This window comes from Anabaena sp. TISTR 8404 (assembly GCF_056847745.1).
Window position 1 is genome coordinate 2,119,916 of the sequence record NZ_CP180578.1, and the last position, 15,644, is coordinate 2,135,559.

Annotated in this window: 12 protein-coding genes; 7 read left to right on the top strand and 5 right to left on the bottom strand. The window is 37.8% G+C overall.

Features of this window, described 5'->3' with window-relative positions:
* Positions 1-59 precede the first annotated feature (59 nt).
* Both ACMX3D_RS09285 and ACMX3D_RS09290 read left to right on the top strand, forming a co-directional pair.
* A complete protein-coding gene (locus ACMX3D_RS09285; protein ID WP_482751136.1) occupies positions 60-476 on the top strand; it encodes a XisH family protein in 417 nt (138 codons plus the stop codon).
* Positions 464-802 carry an element excision factor XisI family protein gene (locus tag ACMX3D_RS09290; protein WP_482751137.1) on the top strand — a complete coding sequence of 113 codons (339 nt, stop codon included), beginning with the start codon at positions 464-466 and terminating at the stop codon, positions 800-802. The genes ACMX3D_RS09285 and ACMX3D_RS09290 overlap by 13 nt, the downstream gene beginning before the upstream one ends.
* A 40-nt stretch (positions 803-842) precedes the next feature.
* Here ACMX3D_RS09290 and metK read toward each other — a convergent pair whose 3' ends face one another.
* From metK to ACMX3D_RS09305, 3 genes are all read right to left on the bottom strand, one after another.
* Positions 843-2,027, bottom strand: coding sequence for a methionine adenosyltransferase (gene metK / locus ACMX3D_RS09295; RefSeq protein WP_482751138.1), 1,185 nt, complete (start codon positions 2,025-2,027; stop codon positions 843-845).
* An 89-nt stretch (positions 2,028-2,116) separates the two neighbouring features.
* Positions 2,117-5,146: a cation-translocating P-type ATPase gene (locus ACMX3D_RS09300; protein ID WP_482751139.1), complete on the bottom strand. Its 3,030-nt coding sequence runs from the start codon at positions 5,144-5,146 to the stop codon at positions 2,117-2,119.
* A 147-nt stretch (positions 5,147-5,293) separates the two neighbouring features.
* Entirely contained in the window at positions 5,294-5,848 is a 555-nt protein-coding gene (locus ACMX3D_RS09305; RefSeq protein ID WP_482751140.1) for a DUF5132 domain-containing protein, read from the bottom strand.
* Positions 5,849-6,143: 295 nt separating this feature from the next.
* On the opposite strand from ACMX3D_RS09305, the gene ACMX3D_RS09310 reads away from it, so the two are divergent.
* Together ACMX3D_RS09310 and ACMX3D_RS09315 are read left to right on the top strand one after the other, a co-directional pair.
* Positions 6,144-6,605 carry a pyridoxamine 5'-phosphate oxidase family protein gene (locus tag ACMX3D_RS09310; protein ID WP_482751141.1) on the top strand — a complete coding sequence of 154 codons (462 nt, stop codon included), beginning with the start codon at positions 6,144-6,146 and terminating at the stop codon, positions 6,603-6,605.
* Positions 6,606-6,618: 13 nt separating this feature from the next.
* On the top strand, positions 6,619-6,825 hold the full coding sequence (locus tag ACMX3D_RS09315) for a ChaB family protein (protein WP_482751142.1): 207 nt from the start codon (positions 6,619-6,621) through the stop codon (positions 6,823-6,825).
* Positions 6,826-7,042: 217 nt separating this feature from the next.
* Here the strand turns inward: ACMX3D_RS09315 and ACMX3D_RS09320 are convergent, their stop codons facing one another.
* On the bottom strand, positions 7,043-7,270 hold the full coding sequence (locus tag ACMX3D_RS09320) for a hypothetical protein (protein ID WP_482751143.1): 228 nt from the start codon (positions 7,268-7,270) through the stop codon (positions 7,043-7,045).
* 290 nt (positions 7,271-7,560) lie between these two features.
* Between ACMX3D_RS09320 and msrB the strand changes: the two genes are divergently transcribed.
* The 3 genes from msrB to ACMX3D_RS09335 all read left to right on the top strand — a co-directional run bounded on the left by msrB (position 7,561) and on the right by ACMX3D_RS09335 (position 13,588).
* Complete coding sequence (gene msrB / locus ACMX3D_RS09325) at positions 7,561-8,055, top strand: peptide-methionine (R)-S-oxide reductase MsrB (protein WP_482751144.1); 495 nt, start codon at positions 7,561-7,563, stop codon at positions 8,053-8,055.
* A gap of 319 nt (positions 8,056-8,374) precedes the next feature.
* Positions 8,375-8,818: a hypothetical protein gene (locus tag ACMX3D_RS09330; protein ID WP_482751145.1), complete on the top strand. Its 444-nt coding sequence runs from the start codon at positions 8,375-8,377 to the stop codon at positions 8,816-8,818.
* Between the two features lie 222 nt (positions 8,819-9,040).
* A complete protein-coding gene (locus tag ACMX3D_RS09335; protein ID WP_482751146.1) occupies positions 9,041-13,588 on the top strand; it encodes a tetratricopeptide repeat protein in 4,548 nt (1,515 codons plus the stop codon).
* A gap of 56 nt (positions 13,589-13,644) precedes the next feature.
* Here ACMX3D_RS09335 and ACMX3D_RS09340 read toward each other — a convergent pair whose 3' ends face one another.
* The gene (locus tag ACMX3D_RS09340; protein ID WP_482751147.1) at positions 13,645-15,429 is read right to left on the bottom strand and encodes an alpha/beta hydrolase; all 1,785 of its coding nucleotides are present in this window, start codon (positions 15,427-15,429) and stop codon (positions 13,645-13,647) included.
* Positions 15,430-15,644 lie beyond the last annotated feature (215 nt).

A 15,644-nucleotide genomic window follows, 5' to 3' on the forward strand; every position in this document is an offset into this window, starting at 1 on the left:
ATTTAGTGATGGAAGATAAAATTAAGTAAACACTTCCAACTTTTGAATAATTCTCTGCAATGCCTGCAAAAGATGCGTTTCATGAGCTTGTTAAGATTGCCCTGGAAAAAGAGGGGTGGAAAATCACTCACGATCCGTATCATATTGATTTAGGATTTGTGGATTTTTATATTGATTTAGGCGCAGAACGTTTAATTGCGGCTACAAGAGATGGTGAAAAAATTGCTGTTGAAATCAAAACTTTTCTGTCAGCCTCAACAATTTCCGAATTTCATACTGCAATTGGACAATTTATTAACTATCACATTGCTTTGGAAGAAGAGGAACCAGATAGAATGTTGTATTTGGCAGTTCCAATAGATATTTACAAGCGGTTTTTTAAGTATCCATTCATTCAAACTGTGATTCGCCGCAATCAAATTCCATTATTAGTGTATGACACCCAAAAACAGGAGGTTGCTCAATGGATAAGTTGAATTTGTATCGTCAACTAATTCAAGAGTCACTGACAGAGAGAGCAAAATTACGTTCTCAAAGTGACCCAATCAAAAGTCAAACAATTTTTGATCGGGAGGGTGATCACTATCAACTTGTCAATTTAGGATGGAAAGATAGTAGTACCCGAATCTATGGCTGTGCGCTGCATATCGATATTATAGATGGGAAAATTTGGGTTCAACATGATGGAACTGAAGACGCAATTGCTGATGAATTAGTAGCCAAGGGAGTACCAAAGCAAGACATTGTTTTGGCATATCATGCACCTCATGTACGACAGTACACAGAGTTTGCTGTAGGTTAATTCATGTAGGAAGACCATCTAACTAGAAAGTTATTTCATCTCAAAAGACACCAACTTTATCTGTTTTTTCCCAAGGTAAATCTATATCCATGCGTCCTACATGACCGTAAACTGCTAGTTGGCGATAAAAACCGCCTTGATGAATTGTCGGTAAATGTCTTAAATTAAACTGTTTAATAATTCCTGCTAAACGGAAGTCAAAATGCTTTTCTAACAAATTGGTAATTTCTTCATCAGAAATTTTGCCTGTACCAAAAGTTTCTACTTGCACACTCACCGGACGAGACAAACCAATCGAATAACTTAGCTGGACTTCACATTCATCAGCAAGTTTGGCAGCAACTACATTTTTGGCTGCATAACGCGCAATATAAGCGCCAATTCTATCGATTCTAATTGGGTCTTTGCCACTCAAAGCTGAACCGCTATGTTTAGAATATTCGCCGTAGGTATCTATAGCATTTTTTCTGCCTGTTAACCCAGAATGTACTGCTGGCCCGCCTTTAATAAATGGCCCATCGGGATTAATAAATATTCTTGTTTTGGAATCTGGTCTAATTTCTTCATGTTCAAAAACAGGATTAATTACTGTTTCTTTAATATCATCTTGTAATTGTTGGTAATCAGGTTTGCCTGCTTTATTTTGACTGGCAATGACGGTAATACTATGAATTCTATAAGGACGGCGATCGCGGTATTCTACCCCTACTTGTGTTTTACCATCAGGAGTTAAATAAGGCAGGATATTTTTGTGTCTGACTTCACTTAATTGTTTGGCTAATTTATGTGCTAACCAAATCGGCAATGGCATCAGGGTATAGGTTTGATTACACGCAAAACCAAAGACTGTAACTTGATTTGTAACGGTAATTTTTTCTATCTCTTCATCAGATAAATTATTTTCATCAAATAAGTGAGCTTGACTTGCAGGTAATTCTCTCAAACTGGTCAAAATACTACAGGTTTTAGCATTAAATTCTTTTTGTTCGTAACCAATTTGTTCTATTACTTGTCTGGCTATATTTGTAAAGTCTACATTTGCGTTTGGTTCAAATCGGGCAGCAATAAATAATATACCTGTGGAAGCAGCACATTCGGTAATAACTCTGGCATAAGGGTCTTGTTGTAAAAATCGGTCTACTATAGCATCGCTGATTTGATCACACAATTTATCAGGATGCCCTTCAGTTACTGATTCTGATGTGAACATGAAGTCTTTTTTCATAATACTTATGCGATGTAAAAGTTTAATTTTTGCGCCTTTGCGCGAAAAATTTTAATTAACCGCAAAGCACGCAAAGGAAAGAAAAATCCTTAACTTACTTGTATTGCCTTGTTCTCTGGCAGCAGTAAGGGTAAAGCAGTATTTTGTGGCTGAATAGATTTTGTTGTTTCACTTAACAATAAAGGCCACAATGCACTACCAATAATGACAGCAGTATCCACAAAATTAACTGGGGTAATCTTCAGGAGATTTCTTAAAGGTGGCAGGGCGATCGCTAATAGCTGTATACTAAACGAGCCGATAATGGCAGCATTTAAATAACTATTGCGTGGCAGTTTTTCTTTGCTAAATAAGCTGTGATGTTCAGAACGGCAGCTAAATGTATGCAATAGTTGGGCTGAGGTTAAAGTAAAAAAGGCAACAGTACTGGCTTGGGGACTAAAGCCATATCTGCGGATGGCGTAGGCGTAGGCTAGTAAAGTACTGACAGATAAACCTGCGGACTCAAACACAATTCTGCCAAAGTCGGACTTTTTGATAATTGGTTCGTCGGGGTTACGCGGTGGCTGACTCAAGACTTCTGGTTCTGGTGCTTCCATTGCTAAAGACAAACCAGGGAAGATATCAGTAACTAAGTTCAACCAGAGTAGTTGAATAGCATTTAACGGTTCACCAATACCTGCGGCGGTGGCGGCTGTCATCACCATGATTTCGCTGAGGTTGGTGGCGAGGAGAAAATGCACAGATTTGCGGATGTTGTTGTAAATTGTCCGTCCACGACTGACGGCGACAATCATTGTTTCCAGTCTGTCATCTTCGAGGACGATATCTGCAACTTCTCTGGCTACGTCTGTACCGCCTTTACCCATTGCTACACCGACTTGGGCAGCTTTTAGGGCGGGTGCGTCGTTAATCCCATCGCCTGTCATAGCGACGACTTTTCCGGCTGCTTGCAAGGCTTGGACGATTTGCAGTTTATTGCTGGGACTGATGCGGGCAAAGACATCTACTTTATCACTGAGGGCGGTTAAGGCTTCTGGGGTGAGGTTATTGATGTTGCTGGAGTCGAGAATTTCTAATTGTTGTTCTCGACTTAATTCTAATTCTTTGGCGATCGCATAAGCTGTTGGGCTTTGGTCTCCGGTAATCATGACGGTGGCAATTCCGGCTTGATGAAAGTCCCCAATTAGTTGTTTTGCACCTTTGCGGATGGGGTCTGCCATGCCTACCAAACCTAACCAAATCAAGTCTGATTCATGGTTATCCTCAATTTGCCACTCGTCAAGATGGTTGTAGGCTATGCCTAATACTCGTAATGCTTTGCCTGCCATGCGATCATTTTCTATAGCGATCGCTCTTTTATCGGCTTCGGTTAATTTTACTATTTGCCCATCTTTTACCCATGTTTGACAAATTTCCACAACTTCGGCAGGGTTCCCTTTCACTGCGACAAACTTCTTACCATCATGAGTTCCATGAATTGTACTCATGAGGTTACGATTTTCGGAACGCAAGTTAGTTTGCACTAAGGGATACTTTTGTCTGAGGTCGATGATATCTACCCCTGAACTAATGGCCATGTAAATCAGGGCGTTTTCTGTAGCTGAACCGATGACTTCATATTGACCATTTTTCTCGCGGCTGACTTGGCTTTCGTTGCAGAGAACTGAAACATGAATTAGCTTTAACAGTTCATCGTTGTTATAGGGATTGATTGTTTTTTCCCCTGTGATAAATTCACCGTCAGCGACTTTGATGTTGTGGGTGTTGCTTTGAATTTCCACGACTGACATTTTGTTTTCTGTCAGTGTGCCGGTTTTATCCATGCAAATTGTTTGGACAGAACCCAAGGCTTCGACTGCACTCAGGCTACGTACTAAGACGCGGTTGCGGCGCATATCGCGGATACCGAGGGCAAGGGTAGTAGTCGCCACAGTCGGTAAGCCTTCTGGAACCGCAGCCACAGCCAGGGAGATGGATGATTTCAGCATTTGGACTAAGCCGTATCCCCGCCATACGCCCAAACCAAAGACTAAGCCGCAAATCCCCATACTGATTACTACTAACTGGCTACCTACTTGGTCTAGTTGTCTAGCTAAGGGAGTTTCCATTGCGGTGGCTTCACCCACAAGTTGTTGGATATTACCCATTTCGGTACTTTGACCTGTGGCGACAACTACTGCCAGTCCTTGACCACCTGTAACTAATGTGCCTTTATAGGCCATGTTCAAGCGATCGCCTAATGGTATATCTTCCCCTATCAGAGAATCATTAGTTTTAGTTACGGGTAGACTTTCACCTGTTAAAGCAGATTCATCAATACTCAGGTTATCTATTGCTAATAATCGCGCATCTGCGGCTACATAGCTGCCAGGTTTGAGCGCTAAAATATCTCCTACAACTACATTTTCTGTGGGAATTTCTTGGAAGTTGCCGTCTCTAATTACCCAAGTTGATGCTTGTTCTCGGTTTTTGAGAGAGTGAATGATTTTTTCTGATTGACTTTCTGTGGTGTAACCAATTGCGGCATTGAGAATTACCACACCTAAAATTACCGCCGCGTCAATAATTCCGCCAGTGAAAATGGAAACCCCAGCCGCCACTCCAAGTAATGCCACTGGCAGAGATTGAAATTGCTCAATGATCATGCTTAAATCGGAGCGTGTTTCTGTATGTGAGAGAACATTAGCCCCATATTTTTGTAGATTTGCGCTGGCTAACTCGCTGGATAATCCCAAGGTTTGAGAAGTATTTAATTTGTGCAGGACTTTATCAGCTGGCATTAAATACCAGTTTTCTGCATGTTGCAGCTTGGAATTAGTAACAGTTAGTTTGTTAGCTTTTAATTTTTTTTCACTTTTTTTGGCAGAAACTAACTTACTCTTCTTTTTGTAAGTTAATAAAACACTTTCAATGATTGCTGCTATATCTTTATAGCTTTTTTCTTTAGGAAAATAAACCAAAATTTTGCTAGTTAACGGATTAGCAGCCACAAAATTTATTTCTGGATAATTTGAGAGCGATCGCTCCAGATAATTTTTGAGTTCTGCTGAATTATGAAGTTCTTCTATTTTATATCTAGCTCTGCCTTTAACCTTGGTGTGTACTGCTTGAATCACTGCAATTTTTGCCCCCGTACTTTTCTTGCAAAACTGCAATTTTGAGATATATCTATTGTAAAAGTATAATGTATGAAACTCCGATTGCTGTTGCTGGTATTGTTAAGAGTTTCAAAGTATATCGCTGAATTAAGCAGTTAAATTTGATTAATTTTTATCTATGTTTGCTGGCTGTGATTCTTCATTAACATTAAGTTTTATGAAACTATCAAAAGCCAACCATGCTAATATATACCAGGGTATATCTTCAAATTTAAATCCCTGTTTGATTAATTGAGAGATTGCAAATAAAGCAAGCCCTAGAGGCACTATCAACCGTAAATCGGCCGCACCGTTAGTCATTTTATAAACATCAGCATTAAAATCGGACATTATATTTAACAAATCTTTAGCTACCGCAGATTTTCCATCTGTTAAATAAATTTGAGAAGTTGAACCATTTCTATAATTAAATTGCTCTGTTGTTGGCAGAGTGCGCTCTCCCCTAGCCGCTGCACCTACATGTTCAAATGCTTCAACTGTATCTGCAACTACCTCTTGATACCTTTGTGATAGAGTTATACCTTCTTTTATAGCTGTTTTGACCAGAGGTTGTTTGATTACCTCAGCTACAGGCACAATCACAGGTGAAAAAATTATTGCAGTCAACCCGTCAACAATTTCAGGCAAATTGACTTTTTGCCAATCGAAGTTAGACTCCATAAGAATATATTCTCTAAAAGTAACTAATCACTATAGAAGCGTAGTCAAACTATTAACTATTTCCATCATCCAAAAGTCACATAGCTAGTTTTATATTTCTATCTCTAGCAAGAATTATGATTGCTTATCGAGGCTATTTCATCCAACAATCTCTTTGTTAAAGAAGTTAAATTCCATCTTTAGACTCAAGTACTGAGTAAATATAAATGTTAAGAATAAAAATGGAATTACGCCAATATTAAATATTGGTTGTAATTATAATTTCCATCAAAAAATAATAGAAAAACATAAGATTATGACAACTTCCACAGACCGCGATCGCCAAATTCAACAACTGCAAACCTTAATTCAAGGTATTGACTATGGAATGTTGACCACAGTCAATGATGATGGTAGTTTGCACAGTTGCCCTATGTATTCCAATGATGAAATAGAAGCAGATGGGACACTTTGGTTTTTTACTAGTGCTAATTCCCATAGAGTGAGTGAAATTGAACATAATCAGCAAGTTAATGTCAGTTTTACATCGTGTGAACAGCAGCGTTATGTTTCTATTTCTGGAACAGCGCAACTAATAAAAGACCGCCAGAAAATGGAAGAATTATGGAGACCAGAATTACAAACTTGGTTTGCTCAAGGATTAAATGAACCAGATTTAGCTTTACTCAAAGTCAGTATTAAACAAGCTGATTATTGGGATAGTCGTTCTAGTTATCACCCCCAACATATAAATTTGTCTCCCTTATCACGCGTTTAAAACAACAAATTTTATGCCCTATCAACAAATTGATGAATTACCAGATTCCGTAAAAGAACATTTGCCCAAACACGCCCAAGAAATTTTTCGAGCTGTATTTAACAATGCCGAAAAAGAATATGGGGAAGAAGAAGCTGCTTTTCGTGTTGCTTGGAGTGCAGTAAAGCGCGATTACGAAAAAGGTGAAGATGGGCAGTGGCACAAAAAGCCAAATAACTAGTGTGTAATTATTTGTACTGCTGATCAAATTAACAGTAAAAAACCTCTTTCTTTAGTTAGACGCTAACGGAAGTAGTAAAAGTTATTTTTCTTACTGGCAGTAGTAGTAAACTTCTATCCTGGGGATTGAAGCAAACAAAAGTTAAAATTTTGATCATTCAAGATGAGTAGCAAAAAGTTTGTCTTATTCCCAGGTTATTTCTTGATATTAGAAATCATCAACAAGAGTCCTCACGAGAGTTGAGTTCTGGTTGACTTTGAGGATGAGCGTTATTAATATGTTGAATTAAACTTTCAGCCATCTCTACAGCCACAATAATTAATTGCTGTTCTGTCTGTCCATATCCGCCCTCATCACTGACTTGTGGGTAAATGTGGGGGTTAGATAGCATAGCCGCCAATAATTGAGTTGCAGTTTCTTTTAATTCATAGATTTGTAAACTCACACACTAATTACCTCCAGTTTCAAGCTTTGCACTAATCCTAAAAAGTGAACAATTCGCTGTCGTCTGGCTAACGGGGCGACATCATGATTTAAAATATCTATCTGTCGATAGGTGCATTTTTGATAATATATATTTTTCTTTGTTGAAAGGTAATGCAACCTCAGGCAAAGAGCTTGTCTTGCAGAGAATTGAAAACAGTTATATGTTTTATTAAAGACACAACATATTACCCTTGTACACAGTTTCCAGGTATCTTGAAATGCAATTAAGCAAAAACTAATGATAGATATATGAAGAAGCGCTATTTTTTAGAGGCGAGTGCCGTATTAACAGGTGCAGCCTTATTATCACAGTTTATTAATCCGAGGTCAGAAATTGTGGCAAGTTCTAACACTGAATTTGAAGTTACCAAATCTGAAGAAGAATGGCGCGAAATTTTAACAAAAGAACAGTTTCAGGTTTTGCGTAAACATGGAACTGAACGCGCTTTCACCAGTCCCCTTGATAAGCAGTATGCACAAGGGACTTATGTGTGTGCTGGTTGTGAATTACCATTGTTTAAATCTGATACCAAGTTTAATAGTGGTACTGGCTGGCCGAGTTTCTTTCAACCAATTGAAGGTGCGATCGCTACTACTGTAGATCGTTCATTTTTTATGACACGCACAGAAGTACATTGTCGCCGCTGCGGAGGACATCTAGGTCATGTGTTTGCTGATGGCCCTGCACCCACAGGTCAGCGTTATTGTATGAATGGTGTGGCGCTGAAGTTTATTCCTGCTTAATAGGTTAAGGTACGATCGCTATCAATTATTAAACAATAAGACCCCCGACTTCTTAAAGAGGTCGAGGGTCTGAACCTCTCGATTTTTACAAATCAAATAAGATTGCTATCAGAGCCTAGTTTTTTAAAAGCTGGGCTTTTGCTTTCTTAGAGGATGCTTGAAAAGTATTATTGTTAACATCAAGATCTGAAAAACCTAACCCCCCTATCCTCTCTCCCCTACAAGGGAATGGGGGTTTTAAAGCCTCTCTCCTTTTAGGCTACGGTGTACACACAAGTATAACCAGCATAGGTTTCAACTCTTGGAGTAGTTTTGTAGGGTGCATTATGGACACACCAAAATAACTTTTGCGATCGCCGAAATGGTTTTTGAGTTCGCCGAAATGGTTTTTGAGTTCACCGAAATGGTTTTTGCGATCGCCGAAATGGTTTTTGAGTTCACCGAAATGGTTTTTGCGATCGCCGAAATAGTTTTTGCGATCGCCGAAATGGTTTTTGAGTTCGCCGAAATGGTTTTTGAGTTCACCGAAATGGTTTTTGCGATCGCCGAAATGGTTTTTGAGTTCACCGAAATGGTTTTTGCGATCGCCGAAATAGTTTTTGCGATCGCCGAAATGGTTTTTGAGTTCGCCGAAATGGTTTTTGCGATCGCCGAAATGGTTTTTGCGATCGCACGATTGCAACAATTTAGCTTTGTCACGCCAGCGTCACGCACCGCAAATCTTTGGTGGAGCAAGTTTTTCCGACTTGTGTGTACACCGTAGCCTTTTAGGGAAGAGGGTTGGAGAGGGATTTTTAGTATTTTTCACGACTTTCCAAACAACCTCTTACAAATCCTTAAAAATAACTATGTATTTGCGTAAAAACATACTTACGTATTGTATCTCTGTCTAATAATCATTCCAAAAATCTGTGTAATCAATTCCATGCATCGCCACTTTAAAAGTATTACCCTTACTACCCTGATACTTTCCCTGTTTTGTCCTGTGGCAACATCAGCAAATAATGCGTTAATCAAGCAGACATTAGCACAAACTGTTGCTCAACCTTACCGCAAAGCAGACGCAGAGAAACTCTATCAACAAGGGCTGCAACAATATCGGCGTGGATATTATGACGATGCAATAACAAGTTATGAACAAGCATTAACTATTTACCGCCAACTTGATGATAAAAAAGGAGTTGGACAAACGCTCAACAATTTAGGACAAGTTTATAATTTAATATTTCAATACCAGAAAGCATTAGCAGTTGTACAAGAATCTTTAGCAATTCGCCAACAAATCAAAGACCGCGCAGATGAAGGAGAGACTCTTGATAACCTTGGTGCAACTTACTTTTATTTAGATCAAAATGAGAAATCTTTAGAAACATTACAGAAAGCTTTAGTAATTCGGCGTGAAGTCAAAGATAAAGCCGGAGAAGGGTCTACTCTTAGTAAACTTGGGTTAACTTATGCTTATTTAAACCAACAACCTAAAGCTTTAGAAGTTTTACAGCAAGCATTAAAAATACAGCAAGAATTAGGAGATAAATTTCAAGAAGAATACACTCTATATAGAATAGGAATAGTTTACAACAAGATTTCCAACTATCCTCGTGCTTTAGAATGGTTTAATAAAGCTTTAGCTGTTAGTAGAGAAGTAGGTAATCGTGCTTTTGAAGGTAGACTTATTTATTTAATTGGTATTATTTATGAACAGCAAAATAAAGATGACCGTGCTTTAGATTTTTACCGCCAAGCCTTAGCAGTTCAACGTGAAGTTCAAGATAAAACTATCCAAATTAAAACTTTAAGTTTAATTATTCCTATATATGATTTAATTGCTGCCAATGCTGATTTCAGTGGGAGAACTTCTCAAGCTAAAGATATATCTAATCAAATAATTAAATTAGCTGAGGAAGCTTTAATTATTGCCAAAGAATTGAATAAGCCAGAAGAACAAGCCGACGCGTTGAGAGAATTAGGCAATGCTTACCAATATTTAGGAGATAATCAGAAAGCAACTGAATTATTGCAGCAATCAATTAAAATTGCTCGACAAATCAAAGCGCTTGATACAGAACGTTCTGCGTTATCTAATTTAGCAGTAATTTATGCTATACAGGGAGAATATCACAAAGTAATTGAGTTAAGAGAGCGACAAGTAGAAATTAATAAAGAGCAGAAAGATATTAGCAGTGAAGTTAGTACGTTATTAAATATTTGCACTACATATAATTTATTGGCAGAATATCATAAAGCAATTGTAGCTTGTCAACAAGCTTTAGTTAAATCACCAGAAATAAAAATTGAGGAATTACCATCTGGAAACCAAGATTATGCTCGTAGTTTCCCATCACTTGCTTTAAAAGCCTTGAGTTCTATTTATAGAAACCTTGGCGAATACGATAAAGCACTAGATTTTGCTAAACAAAGTTTAAGTGCAGTAAAAAATCTTCATCAACCAAAATTAGAATCTGATGCTTTAATTTATTTAGGTTCTGTATATCAGCAGTTACACGACTTTCCTAAAGCTATTGAAGTAACTCAGAAAGCTTTAATTGTCGTCCGCCAAATTAAAGAACCTAAGCTAGAAGCAAATGCTTTAAACCAACTAAGTGGAATTTATAGACAGCAAGGAAATTATAACTCTGCTCTTGAGTTAGCACAGCAAGTTTTGACAATTGCTCAACGTTTGCAAAACCCAAGCTTAGAAGCGGATGCACTAGATTCACTCAGTGATATTTATCAAAAACAAGGTAACTATCAAAAAGCCCTAGAATTAAGACAACAGCAATTAGCAATTTTTCAAAAAACCAATCAACGTCCTTATGAAATTTCTTCTTTAAGTAAGTTGAGTGACGTTTACCTTTTATTAGGAGATACAGAAAAGGCTATTGAAGTAGCAAATCAAGCTTTAACAATAGCAAAACAATTAAAAGCTCCTGAGTCAGAAATGCAACCTTTATCAAGGCTCAGTAGCGTATACAATACAAGAGGAGAATATGAGCAAGCAATAAAATATGCTCAACAGCATTTGATCATAGCTCAAAAATCACAAAATTTCGTAAATATAGGACTTGCTTCCAGTAATCTTAGCCAAGCTTATGATTCATTGGGTGAATATAATAAAGTCATTGCTGTAGCAGAACCAGGATTATTGTTTACAAAAAAAACTAATAATCGTCCTCTAGAAGCTCAAATTTTGCTTTATTTAAGCAGTGCTTATAACAGCATTGGTAATTACCAAAAAAGTAAGGAAATAGTAGAGCAAAGTTTAGCAATTACACGAGACATTAAAGAGCGTTCTTTAGAGGCTCAAGCATTAGCTTATCTGGGTAATGTTTACAGAAACCTTCAAGATTATTCCAAAGCTTTAGAGTTATCGCAGCAAAGTTTAAAAATTGCTCAAGACATTAAAAGCCCGACATCTGAGGTATTTCCATTAGGAAGTCTTGGCGATATTTATAGTAATTTGGGTGATTATCAAAAAAGTAATGAGTTTTATCAACAACTCTTAGTCAAACTGCGACAACTAAAAAACCGCAATGGAGAAGCTTTTGCTTTGCTGGCGATCGCAGGTAATTACTACAATACCGGAGAAGCACAAAAAACTGTAGACTTTGCCCAACAAAGTTTAGCCCTTTTAAAACAAAGTAAAAAACCATCCTGGGAAATAATACCACATCGGGCGTTAAGCCTAGCCTACGGTGAATTAGGTAATGATCAACAAGCAATGCAGGAAATACAAACAGTTTTAGCATTTGCAAGAAAGGTGCAGAACCCAGTTTATGAAAAAGATGCGCTGAATCTTTTAGGAGATTTACATCGTAAATTTGGCAGAAAACAGCAAGCAATTACAACCTATCAACAGGCGTTAACTATTAAAACGCCGACAGAAGTTACAGGTGGTAATTGGGGTATTTATGCTGGCTTAGGTCGTACTTACGCTGATTTAAATCAACCAAATGTAGCAATTACCTATTACAAACAAGCCATTAATGATATTGAACAAGTCCGTCGTAATATTGAAGGACTACCGCCACAGTTACAAGCTGCTTTCTTGCAAAGAAAAGTAGATTTTGGCAAAGTAAAAACCTCAGATATTTATCGTCAATTAGCAAACTTATTACTGTCTCAAAATAGAGAGAAAGAAGCAACACAAGTTTTAGAACTGCTCAAAATTCAAGAAATTAAAGATTTTGTGGCGACTGGCGCTACAACAGAAAAGCCAAAAGTTACTTTAAATCCCGCTGAAACAAAAATTGCTGCGCCTAATCAATCAATTATTGCTTTAGCAAAACAAATTAGCGAGTGCGAAAAAACTAACTGCAAGGATAAAGCTAGACTCAACGATAAACTAACAAATGTAGTTGCTGAATTTAATCAAGAATTAGCAAAAATTGAAACAGAAATCAGAGAACGTATAGCAAAAGATCCTGCTGCATTCCGTCCTGACAGTCCGAAGGTTTTAGAAATAGTCAAAGCACAACCGGGTACTGTAATGATTTACCCCTTGGTGTTAGAAGATAAACTTTGGTTGCTTCTGTATTCTGGCGATGCTGCTAAAAAGTTTGAAGTCAAAGTTGGACGAGAAGAATTAGGAAATACAGTCCAAGAATTTCGGCGACTAATAGGACGTTGTCAAAATATTGATTGTAGTGCTAGAGATATTTCGCAAATTCAATCAGTTAGTCAAAAACTGCATAATTGGTTGATTAAACCATTAGAAGCAGAACTGAAAGAAAATAACGTGAAAAATCTCGTGTTTGCTCTTGATAGGGTAACACGTTATATCCCTATGAGTGCATTGTTTGATGGTAAGCAATATTTAATCGAAAATTACACAGTCTATAATGTTTTATCCGCAGATTTAACAGATACCTCTGCTACCTTACCCGCAGGAACGCAGAATACTTCGGTTTTAGCAATGGGACTTTCTCAAGCTGTGGGTGATTTTCCGGCGCTAGAAAATGTACCCACAGAGTTAAATGCAATTGTTAAAACTAATAATAATCAACAAGGTATATATCCAGGACAAGAGTTTCTCAATAATTCCTTTGATTTTCGGACTCTGCGAGACCATCTTACAGGTAATAAGATTTTACATCTTGCTACCCATGCTGAATTTGTTCCTGATAGTAAAGATGCTTCTTATTTGTTGTTAGGAAATGGTGAAAAACTAGCAATTCCCCAAATTCAAACTTTAACAGGGTTAAGTAATATTAATTTAGTTGTTTTATCTGCTTGTCAAACAGCCCTTGCAGGTTCTCGTCAAGATGGGGTAGAAATTGCTAGTGTTGCATATTCTTTTCTTAATCGCGGTGCAAAGGCAGTAGTAGCTTCTCTATGGCAAGTAAACGATCGCAGCACTGCTCTGTTAATGCAGCAATTCTACAAGAATCTAGCTAGTAAAAATCATCCCACAAAAGCTGAGGCTTTACGCCAAGCACAACTAAGTTTACTACACAGCAAGCCTGGCTCTACAGACAGTGATTATTCTCACCCTTATTACTGGTCACCGTTTATATTAATTGGTAATGGCTTGTAATCTTTAGATACCAGACTTCTTGAAGAAGTCTGGTATCTGAAGCAATCACATTATTGTCACCAAAAAATCATCACATACAGCAACGACACGCCAATATTTAACAACCAAAACCCAAAATTAACTATGGAGTAAGGAAATTTTTTTTTCAGGTGTTTGGTATGATCAAAGTTAGCACTGATAAATTGAGATAGTTCAACTAGGCTGAGAGACTGCACAAGATTTAAACCCAGTGTTTGACTAGAAATTTTTTGGGCGTAAGCCGGATGGAGATAAGAGATATATTGAGGCTTTCTCGCAACGTAAGTTTGAAAAAACGGGACACTCAAAATATTCATATAACGACGTGCTTGGAAAACATCACCAACGACATCAGATGGTAATGCGACTTGTCCAGATGCGGGGTTTCCATCACCAATAGTAGAAAAGTGAGTTCCACCAACCAGAGTGACGAGGTACTTTTGAGAACTAGCAAGCCAAGAGTAAGGTAAAATTTGCTCAAATAAAGCTGGTGCAATAGTATCATTGCTACTAGCAACAATCATCACAGGGGTTTTTATCTGGTTTAAACCAGCCTTACCAAAAATAGAACTTGTCACAGGATTAACAGCGATCGCAGCTTTCACCCGATTATCTTGTAAATTGTAATTAGCAGATTGATTTTGCAATTCCAAAGCGCGACACTGAAATAATAAAGACATATTCCAAGTTTGATGTAACGCCTCAGTTGTACAATCTTGTTTTAGCTGGGCAAAATTAATTTTCGCACCCGCTAAAGCCAACGCTGTATAACCACCTAAAGAATGACCAAAAACTCCTACTTGTTGTAAGTTGAGTCTACCTTTAAATCGAGCATCTGATTTGTTACTTTTTTCTAGCTGATTCAGGATATATTTAATATCCAAAGGTCTATCTTGGAATTCATCTGCTGTGACTAATTCAGCAGCCTGTTCTGGAATTTGCGATCGCAATTGTTTTGTATCACTCCCTGAATGATTGGGAACAACTACTGCAAACCCATAAGAAGCTAGATGCTTAGCTAAATATTGAAAGTTACTGCTATCTGTACCCAAACCATGCGAAATAACAACTACAGGTACAGGAACCAAGAGATTGGGAAGATAAACATCAGTTAATAATCTGCGGTTACGGGTTGAGTCGAAATAATTCAATATATATTTTTGCGACTTTAAGCTTCCTGGTAGTTGCAAATCTGGTAGTTGCGAGAAATTACTAGGCTTGGGAATTGTGACAGATTCTAGATTAGACTTTTGTTTAACTTTGGCGATCGCTTGATTAGTCGCCTTCACTAAATCTTCTAGTTCCGTCGCTATCTTAAAACTACGTCCTAAATCAATGCGGACACTGTTAGCCGGATACTGGCGTAACAAATTTAATAACGTTAACCCCTCTGGTTCTGCAACAGCCAGAATTAACGCCGAACGCATCTCATCAAATGCTGGTTGTGCTTGTGGTGCTTTGTTTTGAATTACTTCTGTAAAACGGCGGAGTAAATATTCTCCTTGTGGTGTAGAAAGAAATTGCGACACCACCGCCGGACTAGATTTTACAGAAGTAATTAAAATTCGCTGTAATTCTTGAAACTGTTGTGCAGGTATATATTGCTGATAAATTGTTAATTCATCATCAATTACACCTTTTTTAGCAAAATTTTCCAAAGCAGTTACAGAAACTGATACCTCTAAAGCTGAATATGCTACATAAACCCGTTCTGCTGCTTTAACAGATGTATTAATTCCTAATATTGGCAGCAATGTTGACAGAACCAGCAACAGCGAATTTCTTTTCAGGGTGCTGGCCCAATTACTAAATAAACTATTCATCGCTCAACTGTTGCGGTGATGTTGTTTCACTGGATGTTGGCTTTGGTAGTTATTAGCGCACCCTAAATTTATAATTGTTAACTGTTAACTGTTAGCAGATAGCAATTCTCAATCCGAAATCTAAAATGACGTGAATTCAACAGACCTCTCCCTCCCAGCCTCCCTCTCCTAAAAGGCGAGAGAGGAGCAATGAAAAATAAGGGTTTTACTCCCCT

What these genes read in the sequence shown, in the direction of transcription:
- ACMX3D_RS09310 (WP_482751141.1), top strand. Translation starts at nt 6,144, where the DNA reads ATGACAACTTCCACAGACCGCGATCGCCAAATTCAACAACTGCAAACC.
- ACMX3D_RS09315 (WP_482751142.1), top strand. Translation starts at nt 6,619, where the DNA reads ATGCCCTATCAACAAATTGATGAATTACCAGATTCCGTAAAAGAACAT.
- ACMX3D_RS09285 (WP_482751136.1), top strand. Translation starts at nt 60, where the DNA reads ATGCCTGCAAAAGATGCGTTTCATGAGCTTGTTAAGATTGCCCTGGAA.
- metK (WP_482751138.1), bottom strand. Translation starts at nt 2,027, where the DNA reads ATGAAAAAAGACTTCATGTTCACATCAGAATCAGTAACTGAAGGGCAT.
- ACMX3D_RS09340 (WP_482751147.1), bottom strand. Translation starts at nt 15,429, where the DNA reads ATGAATAGTTTATTTAGTAATTGGGCCAGCACCCTGAAAAGAAATTCG.
- msrB (WP_482751144.1), top strand. Translation starts at nt 7,561, where the DNA reads ATGAAGAAGCGCTATTTTTTAGAGGCGAGTGCCGTATTAACAGGTGCA.
- ACMX3D_RS09305 (WP_482751140.1), bottom strand. Translation starts at nt 5,848, where the DNA reads ATGGAGTCTAACTTCGATTGGCAAAAAGTCAATTTGCCTGAAATTGTT.
- ACMX3D_RS09290 (WP_482751137.1), top strand. Translation starts at nt 464, where the DNA reads ATGGATAAGTTGAATTTGTATCGTCAACTAATTCAAGAGTCACTGACA.